Origin of the sequence: Desulfobaculum sp. SPO524, assembly GCF_044987625.1 — a bacterium.
Lineage (GTDB): Bacteria > Desulfobacterota > Desulfovibrionia > Desulfovibrionales > Desulfovibrionaceae > Desulfobaculum.
Map to the genome: position 1 here is coordinate 751,960 of NZ_JBJDSB010000002.1, position 14,309 is coordinate 766,268.

The window sequence follows — 14,309 nt, forward strand, 5'->3', positions numbered from 1 at the left end:
CGTTTAACAATGGACCCGGCCCGAAATCACGGGCCGGGTCTCTGTTATTCCATGATCTTCAGGAGTTCGAGTGACTGATACGACAAAGATTCTTGTGCTGGGTTGCGGCAACATCCTGCTGCGCGACGAAGGAATAGGCGTACGGGTGGTAGAGCGCCTCCAAGAAGAGTACGAGTTCTCGGACAACGTCCAGCTGGTGGACGGGGGAGTGCGTGGTCTTATCCTGACGGACCTTATTTCGCAGGCGGACCATGTCATCATCCTTGATGCCGTGATCAACGGCCACGAGCCGGGTACGCTGTACCGGCTGGATGGCGAGGATTTGCGGCTGTCGCTGGCCTTTAAGAACTCCGTGCACGACATGGACCTGCTGGAGACCTTGTGCTGTTGTGAGCTGATCACCGGCCACAAGCCCTCCGCGATTATCGTCGGCATTGAACCGAAGGACTACCAGTCCGAGCCGTCCCTCGAAATCAGCGAGGAGCTGACGTCGCGCATCCCTGAAATGATGGCGATGGCGGTGAAGGAAGTGGAGGCCGCCGGTGGACGGTGTGCCGTGAAGAATCCCGCATAACGAGTGGACGAGGTGCGAATATGTGCTTGGCAACGCCCTGCAAGGTGACGGAACTCCTTGAAGAAGAACTGGCCATGGTTCAGGTTGGCGACAGCCAGACCTTTGTGAAGTGTTCGCTTATGCTGATGCAGGACAAGCCCGCCATTGGCGAGTACGTGCTGGTGCACGCCGGTTTTGCCATCAGCAAGGTAGAAGAGGAGGAAGCGCGTAAAACCATCGACCTCATCAACGAGATGAGCGAACTGGCTGGCGACCGCCCCCTTGGAAATACCGCCTTCGACCTGTAGCGCGGCTGCGCCCCAGCGCGCCGCTCCATGAAAATTCCAGAAAAAAGCCCCCGCGCCATTCCAACGCGGGGGTTTTCTTGTGTGAGTGGGGTGGGGCGGTTGCGCGTGACGAGGCCATATGGACCCCGGTGCATGCGGGGACGGGTGGTACAAGGCGTCCCAACGCGGGCTTCTGCTTGCGCTACGCCGTTGCGCATGGGCGCGCTTTTGTATTCCCGCAACCGCGTCAGCCAGCGGTGCTGGAAGCACATGGCAACGCGCCGTGGTTTGCCGTGGGCGCTAATCCTCGGCTTCGAGGTCCAGCGCCTCCATGAGGCGGATGGTCATCTGCAGGAAGTCCGCTTCCGTGATGATGCCCACGAGTTTATCCTCGTCCACCACGGGCAGGCAGCCGTATTTGTGGTGGAGGAGGACCTCCGCGGCGTCCTGCAGGGGCGTTTCCGGGATGACGGCGGTGACGTCGGTCCGCATGATTTCCCGGATGGGAATGCCCGCGTCGATTTCGTCTTGCGTTTTCCTGTCCACCTCCGCAAACTGCGATAAGGTGGCGGAGAGTATGTCCCTGTGTGTGAGCAGACCCTTGAATTCCATATCGTCCGAGACGATGGGGATGTGCCGGATGCGGGCGAGGGACATCATGGAACGGGCCGTCTTGATGGTGTCCATCTCGCGTAGGGTAAAGACGTCCTGTGTCATCAGGTCCTTGACTTTCAGCATGGGGACTCCTTTTTTTACATGAATCATAGTCCCCCTGCGCCCTTGTTCCTGTCAAGTGCTTTGCGCCGTGCGCGGCAGAGTATATTGACTTGATTGAAGAAATCTGGTCAGCATGGCACGCGCCGAAGTCGCCCTGCTTCAGGATGGTCTGAACGGGCGCCTTGGCAGCACTCTTTGAGGATACAACTGCATGGTTCAAATTGATTTACGACGGAATAGGGAACGCATGGTGCGTGAGCAGATCGAAGGGCGGGGCATTACCGACCCGGCGGTGCTGGACGCCATGCGCACGGTGAAGCGTCACCTCTTTGTGGATGAGGCTCTGCAGGCGCAGGCCTATGAGGATCATCCCATACCCATAGGGTTCAAGCAGACCATCTCGCAGCCGTATATGGTGGCGCTGATGAGCCAACTGCTGGACGTGAAGCCCGGCATGCGCGTGCTGGAAATTGGCACGGGGTCTGGCTATCAGGCCGCTGTGCTGGCGCATATGGGGGCGGAGGTCTTCACCGTGGAGCGCATCCGTGAGTTGCACGTCTCCGCGCGCAGCAAGATGACGCGCCTTCGGTATTTCGGCGTCTCTCTCAAGCTGGACGACGGCACCCTTGGTTGGGCCGAGGAAGCCCCGTTCGACCGCATCATCGTGACGGCTGGCGGGCCGGAGTTGCCCCAGCCGCTTTTGGACCAGTTGTCCGACCCCGGAAAGCTCATCATCCCGGTTGGCGCATCGCGCCGCCAGCAGAGCCTTATCGTGGCCCGAAAGGAAAACGGCGAGGTGACGCAGGAGAATATGGGCAACGTGGTCTTTGTCGATCTTATTGGCTCGCACGGCTGGTAGCGCGCCATGCCTCTTCCTCGTGAACCTGAATCCAACGGACAGAACATGACATTTCTTCAGGCCTTGCTTTCCGGTCCGGGGCCGGACTCTCCCCGTCGCGCCTTTGCGCTGGCCTGCAAGGGCTTTTGCATGGGGGCCGCGGATATTGTCCCCGGCGTGTCCGGCGGGACGGTGGCCTTTATCACCGGCATCTACGAGGACCTCATCGCGGCCATCCGCTCGGTGAACCTTCGCGCCATCAGCGCCGCGCTGCGCCTGAACTTTACGGGCGCGGCCAAAGAGATGCACCTGCGCTTTTTGCTGCCTTTGCTCTTTGGGCTGGGTGCGGCGCTGGTGTCCATGGCGGGGCTGATGAATACACTGCTCAAGCAGCACCCGGTGGAGATTTGGTCCCTGTTCCTCGGGCTGATTGCCGCATCCATCATCGTGGTGAGCCGCCGGGTGGAGGAGTGGAACGCCGGGACCGTGGCTTCGCTGGCTTTTGGCGCGGTGGGCAGTTGGTTCATTGTGGGGATGATACCCGTCACCACGCCGGAATCGTGGTGGTTTGTCATGCTGTGCGGCATGATTGCCATCTGCGCGATGATTCTGCCGGGCATCAGCGGCGCCTTTCTGCTTTTGATCCTTGGAAAATACGAGTATATAACAGGGGCGCTCCGCAATCCGTTCGTCCTTGATAATCTGCTGACACTCGGCGTATTTGCCTGTGGTTGTGCTCTTGGCATCGCAGCTTTCTCGCGCCTTTTGCATGTGTTCCTGCATCGCTGGCACGCCCAGACCATCGCGTGTTTGACCGGCGTTATGCTTGGTGCGGCGCGCAAGGTGTGGCCGTGGAAAGAGGTGCTGGAGACGCAGGTCATCCGTGGCAAAGTTCACGTTCTGCGTGATGCCAACGTGCTTCCGGCATTTGACGGGGATTTCCTCTTTGCCGTATTCCTGATGGCCGTCGGCTTTGCCATGGTGATGCTGCTGGACCGCGTTTCGCGCGTTCGCGCGCACGTGTAGTAGGCGAGAGGCCCCGCAGCGCATCACTTTTCGGGTGATACAGTGTGCCCAAACCCGCAGGCCGGGCCGTACCACAGTGTGGCGACGCGCCGCGTTGGACGGGCAGGGCACCCCTGCGGGAGTGCAGGGAAAAAACATATTTCTGTCGGTTCAGTGAAAAGATTCTGCGCCCCACTGGTCAACGGCCATGGAGGCATTATCCTTGAGGACTGACCGCCGCCCGAATGTCGGACGGCACACGTACTGGTACCGTTACGGTGTGAACGTCAAAGCGTAACTACGAAGAGGCGAGAGACAATGACCCAATCCGGATGCAGCTCCTGTTCGTCTGGTGGCGGCGGCGAAAATAAGCCGAACGCCAAGCAGATGATTCAGGACCAGATGATCTCCAGCACGCTGGAGAAGATCAAGTACAAGCTGTTCATCATGAGCGGCAAGGGCGGCGTGGGCAAGAGCTCCGTCACTGTGAACGTTGCGGCCGCGCTGGCCAAGCTGGGCTACAAGGTTGGCATCATGGACGTGGACATCCACGGTCCCAGTGTGCCGCGTCTGCTCGGCCTGTCCGGCCAGCTGGACGGCGACGAGCGTGGCGGCCTCATCAAGCCCAAGGAATACAACGAGAATCTTTCCGCTGTTTCCATGGACAGCCTGCTTAAGGATACGGACCAGGCCGTGCTGTGGCGCGGTCCTATGAAAACGTCCGCCATCCGCCAGTTCATCTCCGACGTCACGTGGGGCGAGCTGGACTTTTTGGTTATCGACTCTCCGCCCGGAACCGGCGACGAGCACATGACCGTGCTCAAGACCATCCCGGACGCCCTGTGTGTGGTGGTGACCACCCCGCAGGAGCTGTCCCTCGCCGACGTGCGCAAGGCCTGCAACTTCCTGCAGTATGCCCATGCCAGCGTCCTTGGCGTGGTGGAGAACATGAGTGGGCTGGTCTGTCCGCACTGCCATGAGGAGATTTCCCTCTTCAAGAAGGGCGGCGGCGAAAAGCTGGCCGAGAAGTACGGCATTCCGTTCCTCGGCGCCATTCCGCTGGACCCGGCCACCGTCGTCGCCAGCGACATTGGCAAGCCCGTGGTGTACCTTGACGAGGAGTCCCCCGCCAAGGACGCCCTGCTGAAAATCGCCAAGAAGATTAGCGAAGCCGCCGAGAACAGCCTCGAAGCGGTGTCCACCATTCACGTGTAGTCCGCCTGCGCCGTAGGGCGCGGCCCGGACCTCTAGCCTGCGGGAGCCGTATGCGCCGACCCCTGGCCATAGCGACAGCCGGTGTCATGCTGGCGGCATCACTTGCGATGTCCGCCACGGATGCTCGCGCGGGCAAGCTGTATTATTACGTTGACGAGGAGGGCGGGTTCCACTTTACGAACCGGCCCTCCTCGACCGCGTACAGCGTGTTTGCGGTGTTCCGCAATTTTCCGGATAAGAGCCGTGACGAGATTATGCGCGTGGTGAAGCGCATGTCCCGCCGTCACGGGGTGGATTCCAACCTCGTCGCCGCAGTCATCGAGGTGGAGTCGAATTTTGAACCAGACGCCGTGTCGCACAAGGGCGCTCAGGGGCTTATGCAAATCATGCCCGCGACAGGCAAGGACCTTGGCCTCAAAAAGCCTTTCGATATGGAAGACAACATTGAGGCCGGGGTGAAGTACCTTAAAGAGCAGCTGAGCCGCTTTGGCGACAACGCGCTTGCTCTTGCCGCGTACAACGCCGGTCCCAAGCAGGTCGAGCGATACGACGGCGTCCCCCCTTTCCCCGAAACCCGGCAATACGTCCAAAAAGTACTTTCCATCTATAAACGACTCAAAGGCGGCAAACCCTAATGATCGAGCTCAACCTGGCGAACAAGCTCACCCTTGCGCGCATTCTTGGTGTACCCGTAATCGTTCTGTTGTTGTATTTTCCCACCAAGATGACCTGTCTGTTGGCCATGCTGGTCTTCATCATCGCATCCCTGACGGACCTGTTCGACGGCCTTGTGGCGCGCCGTTTGGGCATGGTGACCAATTTCGGCAAATTCCTCGATCCGCTTGCGGACAAGATTCTGGTTGGCTCCGTGCTGATTATGCTGGTGGAGCTGGGCTGGGTGCCTGCGTGGGTGGTTATCATCATCGTTGCCCGCGAAACGACGGTGACGGGCCTTCGCGCCGTGGCGTCGGACATGGGTATGGTCCTTGCGGCGGACAAGTACGGTAAGCTGAAAACCGTTATTCAGATTCTGGCACTGTGTCCTTTGCTGTTGCATTTTGAATGGTTTGGATTTGATCCGGTCGGCATCGGTACCTTCTTCCTCTACATCGCGCTTGTGCTTACAGTGTTCTCCGGCGGGAATTACCTGTACAAATTCTATAAGAACTGGTTAGATGAAGAACGTGAGGCCTAGTGCCATGGGGTTATGGCACAACATTGTGTTGTGCCATAAGTGCAGTGCGTTAACTGCGGGGGTGCCGTATGGCTCAGATTGATGCGTTCTTTAAGATGATGCATGAGATGGGGGCGTCGGACCTCCATCTCTCCAGTGGCAGCCAGCCCATCATTCGGCTGCATGGTGAGCTGGAACGGGTGAAATACAAGGTGCTTGAGCATGATGAACTCAAAAAGCTCCTGTTCGAAATCACCCCGGAAGCCAAGGTGAAGGAATTTGAGGAAACAGGCGATATCGACTTCGCCTACGAGGTCCCGAACCTCGCCCGCTACAGGGTGAACTTCTTCAACCAATCCCGAGGCATCGCAGGCGTCTTCCGCGAAATTCCGCAGAAGATTCTGACCATCGAAGACCTTGCCCTGCCGGAGGTGCTCCGCAGCCTCTGCTTGCTCCCCAAGGGGCTTGTCCTTGTAACCGGCCCGACCGGCAGTGGTAAGTCCACCACCCTCGCCGCGATGGTGGACTACTGCAACAGGATGCGCCGCCAGCACATCCTGACCATCGAAGACCCTATCGAGTTTGTCCACACTCCCAACCAGAGCCTTATCAACCAGCGTGAACTCGGGCGTGACACCAAGAGCTTCTCCGCCGCCCTGCGCGGCGCGCTCCGTGAGGACCCGGACGTCATCCTCGTTGGCGAAATGCGCGACCTGGAGACCATCCAGCTAGCCCTTGAGGCGGCCGAGACCGGCCACTTGGTGTTTTCCACCTTGCACACCATCTCGGCGGCAAAGACCGTGGACCGTATTATCGAGGTGTTCCCCGGCGACCTGCAGGCGCAAATTCGCGCCGGGCTGTCCGAGGCACTGCGCGCCGTGGTGGCGCAGAACCTGTTCAAGCGCGTGGATACCAAGGGCCGCGTGGCCGCGTTGGAAATCCTCATCGGCATTCCGTCCGTGCGCAACCTCATCCGCGAGAACAAGACCTTCCAGCTCAACTCCGTCATCGAGACCGGCAAACGCTACGGCATGCAGACGCTTGACGACGAAATCCTGCGTCTGCTCCAGAAGGGCATGATCGACCCCAACGATGCCTACGAAAAGGCGGTGGAGAAGAGCAAGTTCAAGCAGTACCTGACAAAGGACCCGAACGACTTCACCGAAGGCTGACGGAGGGGCTGTCATGCTGCGTTCGCAATTGGATCATGTCATCGGGCAGGTGCTGGACGCCAATCCCGATACCTCGGACATCTTTTTCGTGGCGGGCAAGCCGCTGCAGGCCGAGGTGCACGGCAAGTTGACCGATGTGGAACTGGACCCCGGCCTTGGGGCGCTGTCGCCAAACCAGACCGAATCCTGCGCCTTTTGCATGATGGGGCGCAACCAGCGCGTCTATGACGACCTTGTCCAGCACGGCTCGTGCGATTTGTCCTATGAACTTTTGGGCCGCGCGCGGTTTAGGGTGAATATTTTCAGCCAGCGCGGTTCGCTGTCCATTGTGATGCGCCAGCTTTCCACGGACGTGCCGACGTTTGAAAAGCTGGGGCTGCCGGGCATCTTTGAGGAGATGGCGCTGGAGAAATTTGGCCTTATCCTCGTCACCGGCTCCACGGGCAGCGGTAAGTCCACCACGCTTGCCGCGCTTATCGACTCCATCAACGCCCAATTCCCCGTCCATATCCTCACCCTTGAAGACCCTGTTGAATTCGTCCACCCGCACAAGATGGGTACCGTGAACCAGCGCGAAATGGGGCAGGACTTCGATAGTTTCGCCTCGGGCCTTCGCGCCGCGCTGCGCCAAGCGCCCAAGGTTATCCTTGTCGGCGAAATCCGCGATAACGAAACCATCGAAATCGCCATGCAGGCCGCCGAAACGGGGCATCTTGTCCTTGGCACCCTGCATACGTCCGACACGGGGCAGACCATCAACCGCATCATCGGCATGTTTGAGCCGTCCGAAGAACACCTTGTGCGCCAGCGCCTTGGTGAAAGCGTGAAGTTCGTCGTCTCCCAGCGCCTGTGCCCCAAGGAGGGTGGCGGGCGCGTGGCGGCTTTTGAAATCCTGCGCAACAACCTGCGCATCAAGGACATCATCGTCAACGGCGAAACGCCGGAGAAGACGTTCTACAACGTGCTGGAAACCTCCGAGACCTTCGGCATGATGACATTTGACCAATGTCTGGCCCGGCTGTTTGAGGAGGGGAAAATCAGCGAGGATACGGCGACTGTCTACGCATCCGACAAGTCCGCGTTGATGCAGCGACTTGATAGGATTAAGACCTTGCGCGGTGATCAGGTGACGGATATCTCCGGCTTGGAGATTGACAACGATTACGGCAAGGAGTAGCCCGCCGCTTTTGCGGCGCTTCAGGGAGGCGGCTATGCAGGTGACCTGCTCGTCATGCCAGAATGTGCTGAATATTCCGGATGAGAAGATTCCGGCCAGTGGCCGGTTTAACGTCAAGTGCCCCCACTGCGCGAACAAGATTCTCGTGGAAGGGGCGCCCGCTACGCAGCGGCGTGAGGCCCCGGCCAAAAAGGTTTCGGCCCCGCCAAAGCCGGAGCTGAACCTGCCCGCTGTGGAGCCGGACATTATTCCGCCCGGTACCGAAGCGGCGTTTGTTTTTGTGCAGGACGGCGACTGGAAGAGCGCGGCCAAAGCGTGGCTGGAGCAAAAAGGCTACTTTGTCGGGGGCGCGGATGACGAGCTGGAGGCCATAGCCAAATTGCGCCTGAACAGTTACGCTGTCCTTATCCTTGAGGATTTTGACGGCTCGCGCCGCTTGCGGGACGAGGTTGCCATGTGGCCGGGCCACAAACGCCGCGAAACGAACCTTATCCTCCTTGGCACCGAGGCCAAAAGCCTTGATCAGAATTTGGCCTTTCGCAATGGGGCGAATTTCTATATGAACACCAGCGACGGAGAGAACGCTCCGGAGTTGCTAGAAAGTGCCATTCAGGGTTATGAGCTGTATTACGAATTGTTCAACAAAGCGACGCAAGGCGTCGGGAGCTGACCTCAACCTGACGGAAAACCATGGATTCCAAGACTTCCATTTTGCAAACACGGCTGATGAACTGCCTGGAAACCATCATCGAGCTGGAACAGGACCTCGAGCGCCTGGAGCTTGGTCATGTGCTGCTGGATGAGTTCAGTCAGCTCAAGGCCTTTATGAAACGCATCGATCAGGTGGACGTTGAGGAAGAGGACGTGCGTCGCATAGAGCGGGCTACTGCCAACTTCCTCGAAGAACTGAGAGGGCCGCTCGGGCTGGCTTCCCACGAGGAAGAGCGTCCGAAGCTGGTGCAATGATCCCGGCGCAGTGAGACGAATTTTTCTTGTCATACTCATCCTGCTCAATTTAACCCTTGGATACCGCCTGCTTGTGGGCGACCAAGGGCTTATAGCCTATCGTGAACTGCGTGAAGACCACGAGCAGATGACCCGGCGACTTGCCGAGGCCGAGCAGCGCGCCCGCGACCTGTCGCGGGAAATCCGCCTGCTCAAGTCTGACCGCGACTACCTGAAGGATACACTTCGCAAGAGAATGAACTATCTGGAAAGAGACGAAATCGTCTACGTCTTCCCGGATTCGCAATCCGATACGCCTGACACGCACCCAGGAGCCGCCATCGATGCAGACCAAGATTAAATGGTTCAAGGAAGTGCTGGAACTGGAACCAGCGTCCAAGGTCTTCTTCCCTCTCGCCCGTCTGTACTTTGAGGATGGACAGCTTGAGGAGGCGGCCGCCACCCTGAAGGGCGGTTTGGAGCGCAATCCCGAACACCTTGAAGCCCGATTCCTGCTGGTGGAAGTGCTGAGCGCCCTTGGCCGTAGCAATGAAACCACCGGCGAGGTAGAGACCCTGACGTCCGTTCTGTCCGCGTATCCCGCGTTCTGGAAGGCATGGGCCGAAAGCGGCGCATCGCGCACCAAGGACTCCGCGCTGGCGCTGTCCTTTCTCGCTGCGGATTTTCAGGGCAACAGCATTTCCTGGTCGCAGGTCATTGAGCGCGGTCTGGATTCCCTGTACGCCCAGCCCGGCGCATCCGCCCCGCGCGAAGAAGCGCAGAGCGCTGACGGCGAGGACTTTGACGACGACGTTGATGTCGTTGCCGAGGCCGAAGCCGCAGGTCTGCCCGAAGCCACGATAGTGGCCGAGACGCTTGCCGCCGCTGCGGATACCGAGGGCAGTGTGGCGCCGCCACAGGTCAGCCCCCGCCCGTCCGTGGTGGAACCGCGCGAGGATGAAACGCAGGAGGAAGCCACCCTGCGGACCCGCACCATGGCAAATCTGCTGGCGGAGCAGGGCGACTACCGCGGCGCGGTGGAAATCTATCAGGAACTGCTCACCGTCTGCGACGACGAGACGGACCGGGCGGAGATTGAGGACACCATCGCCGGGCTGAAGAAGCGCATCCGCAAGGGCCCGTCCAAGGGCGCATCCGCCGAGGAGCAGATGCCGCCCGCGGAACTCCCCGGCAAGGAGAAGCTGCTTGGCACGCTGGAAGCGCTGGCCGAGCGGCTTGAAGCCCGGGCGACCCATTAAAATGTTCTAAAAAGGCTTGCGCCGCCGTCTCCGAAAGGGGCGGCGGCTCATTGCCGCTTGACCTTTATGGAGAGATAGCGCTTGCCCAAAGGCGCATCTTCTGTCACACCACCCAAAGGCAACATGTGGGCAGTCTGCCCGCATGCATTGACGACGATTACAAGGGGTTGGATTTTGAAACGCAAGCTCGCGCTGACATGCGCGGTTCTGGCCGCGACCTTTATGCTGCAGGGGTGTGAAACGCTCCAAGGCACATGGAAATCGACCAAGGAATACTACAAGGAATATATTGACGTTGACCCGCAGGTGGACCTTGAGCAGAGAGACTACGACTCCCGCGAGGAGCGTATGGCCGCGCTGTTCTCCCCTGTGGACACGCATTTGGAGTCGCTGTCCATCTACGTGAACCGGCAGGACCGTCTGCCCGGTGAAAAGTGGATTGACGGCCTGTTCTCCGAGTATTCCTGGGTGAACGGTGTTGCCGCGAGCATGCTCGACGGTGATGTTATCCTCCGCCGCCCCGACGCCGCGATGAAGCCGCTGAACATTGCCCCTCTGCTTGAGGACGGCGACGCCCTGCGCGACCGTGAGTTGCGGGTCTTTATTGACAAGACCCCCCTTGGTCCCGAGATGTACATGGGCACCGCCCTGTTCAAGGGCAACGACCTTGCCGGTATTGTCGCCGTGCATTTTGACATGCGCAGCGTCATCAATTTTTGTCCGCAGCCCGGTGAGCTGGTGGTCTTCACGCCCGAGCAGATGCTCTGGGAGGGTGAGGACAAGGCCGCAGCCGAGGCGCTGTTCGACAGGCCTTGGGACGAGATGCTCGCCCAGCAGAGTGCGGGCACCATTACCATTGACAGCCGCGAGTACGATTGGATGAGCCGCTACATCGGCAACAAGCAAATCGTGTACGCTGTGCGCGCCCCCGAGGGCTCCGTCAGCGATTCCGGCAGTTTCTGGAACGTGTTGTAGTTTTCTGCGGCAAGGCAGTGCGGCGGAATATATTCTGCTGTAGGGCCGAGCGCTGTTTGGGCGTTCGGCCTTCGCTTTTTCGGGCCATGTAGGCCGGAAAAAAGCATGTAAGACTTTGCCATGAATGTGATTTTAATGCTATTTATGATCTGTGAGCCGCTCTTTCTCGACCGACTCCTGTAGGAGGACTTGCGATGAGTCAGGTAACGGTTACCGAACATCTGCTTTTGCATCAGAAAAAGACGCCGATGGCGACAGGGCGCTTTACCAGTCTGATTAACGAACTCATTCTGTCGGCCAAGATCATCTCCCGAGAAGTCACCAAGGCAGGACTTGTGGATGTCCTCGGCTTTACGGGCGATACCAACGTGCAGGGCGAAAAGGTCCGCAAGTTGGACGAATTCGCCAACAATGTGCTCATCCACCGCATGCGCCGCTCCGGCGTGCTGTGCGCCATGGCATCCGAGGAAAACGGCGATCTTATCCACATCTCTGGAGATCTGCCGCGCGGTGACTATATTTTGATCTTTGATCCGCTGGACGGCTCATCGAACATTGACGTCAACGTTTCCATCGGCACCATCTTCTCCATCTACCGCCGCCCGCTGAAGAAAACCGGCGACAAGCCCTCCATGCAGGAGGTGCTCCAGTCTTGCGATAAGCAAATCTGTTCCGGCTACTTCATCTACGGCTCGTCCACCATGATGGTGTACACCACGGGAGAAGGCGTGCACGGCTTTACGCTGGACCCCAGCGTCGGCGAATTCCTGCTCTCGCACGAGGATATGAAGATTCCCGATCAGGGCAAGATTTACTCCGTGAACGAGGCCTACTGGAACTCGTGGGACCCGGCCACCAAGGAAGTGCTCGCCCATTTCAAGAGCACCACCAATAACCTTGGCCAGCCGTATTCCTCGCGCTACATCGGCTCCCTTGTGGCCGACTTCCATAGGAACCTGCTGTACGGCGGCATCTTTATGTATCCCGCCCGCACCCTTGACGATGGCAGCAAGGGCGGCAAGCTGCGCCTGTTGTGCGAAGCCGCGCCCATGGCCTTCCTTGTGGAGCAGGCCGGTGGTTTGGCGACCGACGGCACCCAGCGCATTCTTGATTACAAGCCCACGGAACTCCACCAGCGTGTGCCGCTGTTCATCGGCTCCCGCAACGACGTGGAGAAGGTGGCGGAAATCTACACCAAGCATCAGGAGCAGAAGTGAGTCTGACGCTTGGCATTGAGACATCATGTGATGAGACGGCCATGGCACTTGTTGCCGATGGCCGTCTTGTTGCTGAGCGCATTGCCACCCAGATTGACGCGCATGCGCTCTTTGGCGGAGTGGTGCCGGAGCTGGCCTCGCGCGAGCATTTGCGTGTGCTGGCCCCGCTGCTGGATGATTTGCTTGCTGCGGCCGGAGTCGGGCTGGAGGACATCGACAACATCGCCGTTGCGCGTGGGCCGGGACTGCTTGGCAGTTTGCTGGTCGGCCTGTCCTTTGCCAAAGGGCTGGCCCTTGCCACGGGCGCGCGCCTTGTGGGGGTGAACCACCTGTGGGCGCACCTGACGGCTCCCGCTCTTGAGATGGACATCTCGTACCCCGCGCTGGGCCTGCTTGTGTCCGGCGGGCATACGCAGACCTATCTCATCCGCTCCCCCCTCGACTTTGAGGTGCAGGGCCGCACCCTTGACGACGCCGCGGGCGAGGCCTTTGACAAGGCCGCCAAGACCTTCAATTTTCCCTACCCGGGCGGCAAGTTTATCGACGTCATCGGCCAGCGCGCCACGCCGGACAAGTCCATGTTCCCGCGCCCCTACGTCAATAACGACAATCTCGACTTCAGCTTCAGCGGCGTAAAGACCGCTGTGGTCAACTATGTGGCCGCGCATCCGCATTTGCGCCTGCCGCATATGCCCGAAGCGGGGCAGGACGTGGAAGATCTGCTGGCCAAGGCCGGCGTGCTGGACGAATTCGCCGAGGTGTGCGCCTCCTTCAACTGGTGCATTGCCGATGCCCTGCGCATTAAGGTGGACCGCGCGCTTACTGCTGTGAAGGAGCAGGGCGTCACAAGCCTTGTGGTGGCGGGCGGCGTGGCGGCCAACAGTGTTATCCGCCGCGTTATGACAGAACTTGCCGAAAGCCATGGCCTGACCTGCGTTTTACCTCCCCTGCGGCTGTGCACCGACAACGGCGCAATGATTGCGCTTGCGGGCGAGAAGGTGGCACAGGCAGGGTGGAAGCATGATCTTGACCTTGAGGCCATCCCCCGTGGCCGGGCGATTCCTTGGGATTATCAGCGGATAGTTGAAGAGGTCTGACCGCTATGGTAGGTTGCGATGTCTTGACAGGCTCCACCCGTGAACTTACTGTCAAAGACTGCATCGCTCCGCTATCCGGTGTGCTGTCGTGGGAAAGCCATAAAGGCTATGGGCCGCATGACCGAGGAGCAGGGTGGAACACAATCAATGCCACCACCTTGAAAAGAAAAGGAGTACGATATGGCTTCGCAAGTGACTGACGGCAATTTTGAATCTGAAGTGTTGAAGAACGACGTGCCCGTTCTGGTCGATTTCTGGGCTCCCTGGTGCGGTCCTTGTCGAGCCATGGGTCCTGTGGTGGACGAACTGGCCGAAGAGTACGCCGGCAAGATCAAAGTCGTGAAGATGAACGTCGACGAGAACTCCGGTACGCCCAGCAAGTACGGCATCCGCGCCATCCCCACGCTTATCCTGTTCAAGGGCGGCGAAGTGGTGGAGCAGGTGACCGGCGCTGTCTCCAAGAGCAGCATCAAGGAAATGATCAGCTCCAAGATTTAGTGGCTTTTTTAAAAAAGCCTGTGTCAACAAAGGGTGGATTGGCGGTGCGCCGTCCGCCCTTTTTTCCTATGGGGATGCGCCGGGGCTTGACCGCGTGCAGTAAGCTCCTGTAGGTACCGTGACTGGATGTGCAAGGCTCTTGCCGCGCGCACCGTCATCCAAGTACTGCCCGGCCTACGC

18 protein-coding genes are annotated in these 14,309 nt (G+C 59.3%); 17 read left to right on the forward strand and 1 reads right to left on the reverse strand.

Translation table 11 applies throughout. The features are described 5' to 3' along the window. Positions 1–70 precede the first annotated feature (70 nt). Entirely contained in the window at positions 71–574 is a 504-nt protein-coding gene (locus tag ACI3L3_RS08980; RefSeq protein WP_404844773.1) for a HyaD/HybD family hydrogenase maturation endopeptidase, read from the forward strand. Positions 575–594: 20 nt separating this feature from the next. Further along, positions 595–861, forward strand: coding sequence for a HypC/HybG/HupF family hydrogenase formation chaperone (locus ACI3L3_RS08985; RefSeq protein ID WP_404844774.1), 267 nt, complete (start codon positions 595–597; stop codon positions 859–861). Positions 862–1,140: 279 nt separating this feature from the next. Here ACI3L3_RS08985 and ACI3L3_RS08990 read toward each other — a convergent pair whose 3' ends face one another. Then, positions 1,141–1,578, reverse strand: coding sequence for a CBS domain-containing protein (locus ACI3L3_RS08990; RefSeq protein ID WP_404844775.1), 438 nt, complete (start codon positions 1,576–1,578; stop codon positions 1,141–1,143). A gap of 190 nt (positions 1,579–1,768) precedes the next feature. Here ACI3L3_RS08990 and ACI3L3_RS08995 point away from each other — a divergent pair, with 190 nt between their 5' ends. From ACI3L3_RS08995 to trxA, 15 genes are all read left to right on the forward strand, one after another. Beyond that, positions 1,769–2,416 (forward strand): protein-L-isoaspartate(D-aspartate) O-methyltransferase, encoded by a 648-nt coding sequence (locus ACI3L3_RS08995; RefSeq protein WP_404844776.1) that lies wholly within the window; start codon positions 1,769–1,771, stop codon positions 2,414–2,416. A gap of 45 nt (positions 2,417–2,461) precedes the next feature. Next, positions 2,462–3,421 carry a DUF368 domain-containing protein gene (locus tag ACI3L3_RS09000; RefSeq protein WP_404844777.1) on the forward strand — a complete coding sequence of 320 codons (960 nt, stop codon included), beginning with the start codon at positions 2,462–2,464 and terminating at the stop codon, positions 3,419–3,421. A gap of 297 nt (positions 3,422–3,718) precedes the next feature. After that, entirely contained in the window at positions 3,719–4,615 is an 897-nt protein-coding gene (locus ACI3L3_RS09005) for an Mrp/NBP35 family ATP-binding protein (RefSeq protein ID WP_404844778.1), read from the forward strand. A gap of 50 nt (positions 4,616–4,665) precedes the next feature. Then, entirely contained in the window at positions 4,666–5,250 is a 585-nt protein-coding gene (locus ACI3L3_RS09010; protein ID WP_404844779.1) for a lytic transglycosylase domain-containing protein, read from the forward strand. Further along, on the forward strand, positions 5,250–5,810 hold the full coding sequence (gene pgsA, locus ACI3L3_RS09015; protein WP_404844780.1) for a CDP-diacylglycerol--glycerol-3-phosphate 3-phosphatidyltransferase: 561 nt from the start codon (positions 5,250–5,252) through the stop codon (positions 5,808–5,810). Before ACI3L3_RS09010 ends, pgsA begins: the two co-directional genes overlap by 1 nt. Positions 5,811–5,878: 68 nt before the next feature. After that, positions 5,879–6,961 carry a type IV pilus twitching motility protein PilT gene (locus tag ACI3L3_RS09020; protein WP_404844781.1) on the forward strand — a complete coding sequence of 361 codons (1,083 nt, stop codon included), beginning with the start codon at positions 5,879–5,881 and terminating at the stop codon, positions 6,959–6,961. A 13-nt stretch (positions 6,962–6,974) separates the two neighbouring features. Beyond that, the gene (locus ACI3L3_RS09025; protein ID WP_404844782.1) at positions 6,975–8,138 is read left to right on the forward strand and encodes a type IV pilus twitching motility protein PilT; all 1,164 of its coding nucleotides are present in this window, start codon (positions 6,975–6,977) and stop codon (positions 8,136–8,138) included. 34 nt (positions 8,139–8,172) lie between these two features. Next, positions 8,173–8,808 (forward strand): zinc-ribbon domain-containing protein, encoded by a 636-nt coding sequence (locus tag ACI3L3_RS09030; RefSeq protein WP_404844783.1) that lies wholly within the window; start codon positions 8,173–8,175, stop codon positions 8,806–8,808. Between the two features lie 20 nt (positions 8,809–8,828). After that, positions 8,829–9,104, forward strand: a complete 276-nt coding sequence (locus ACI3L3_RS09035) for a hypothetical protein (protein WP_404844784.1) — start codon at positions 8,829–8,831, stop codon at positions 9,102–9,104. 10 nt (positions 9,105–9,114) lie between these two features. Then, positions 9,115–9,444: a septum formation initiator family protein gene (locus ACI3L3_RS09040; protein ID WP_404844785.1), complete on the forward strand. Its 330-nt coding sequence runs from the start codon at positions 9,115–9,117 to the stop codon at positions 9,442–9,444. Beyond that, positions 9,428–10,342 (forward strand): tetratricopeptide repeat protein, encoded by a 915-nt coding sequence (locus tag ACI3L3_RS09045; protein WP_404844786.1) that lies wholly within the window; start codon positions 9,428–9,430, stop codon positions 10,340–10,342. Before ACI3L3_RS09040 ends, ACI3L3_RS09045 begins: the two co-directional genes overlap by 17 nt. Before the next feature lie 174 nt (positions 10,343–10,516). Then, on the forward strand, positions 10,517–11,317 hold the full coding sequence (locus ACI3L3_RS09050) for a hypothetical protein (RefSeq protein ID WP_404844787.1): 801 nt from the start codon (positions 10,517–10,519) through the stop codon (positions 11,315–11,317). A gap of 194 nt (positions 11,318–11,511) precedes the next feature. Then, a complete protein-coding gene (fbp, locus tag ACI3L3_RS09055; protein ID WP_404844788.1) occupies positions 11,512–12,534 on the forward strand; it encodes a class 1 fructose-bisphosphatase in 1,023 nt (340 codons plus the stop codon). Further along, a complete protein-coding gene (gene tsaD / locus ACI3L3_RS09060) occupies positions 12,531–13,631 on the forward strand; it encodes a tRNA (adenosine(37)-N6)-threonylcarbamoyltransferase complex transferase subunit TsaD (protein WP_404844789.1) in 1,101 nt (366 codons plus the stop codon). The genes fbp and tsaD overlap by 4 nt, the downstream gene beginning before the upstream one ends. Positions 13,632–13,811: 180 nt before the next feature. Then, a complete protein-coding gene (gene trxA, locus ACI3L3_RS09065) occupies positions 13,812–14,129 on the forward strand; it encodes a thioredoxin (RefSeq protein ID WP_404844790.1) in 318 nt (105 codons plus the stop codon). Positions 14,130–14,309 lie beyond the last annotated feature (180 nt).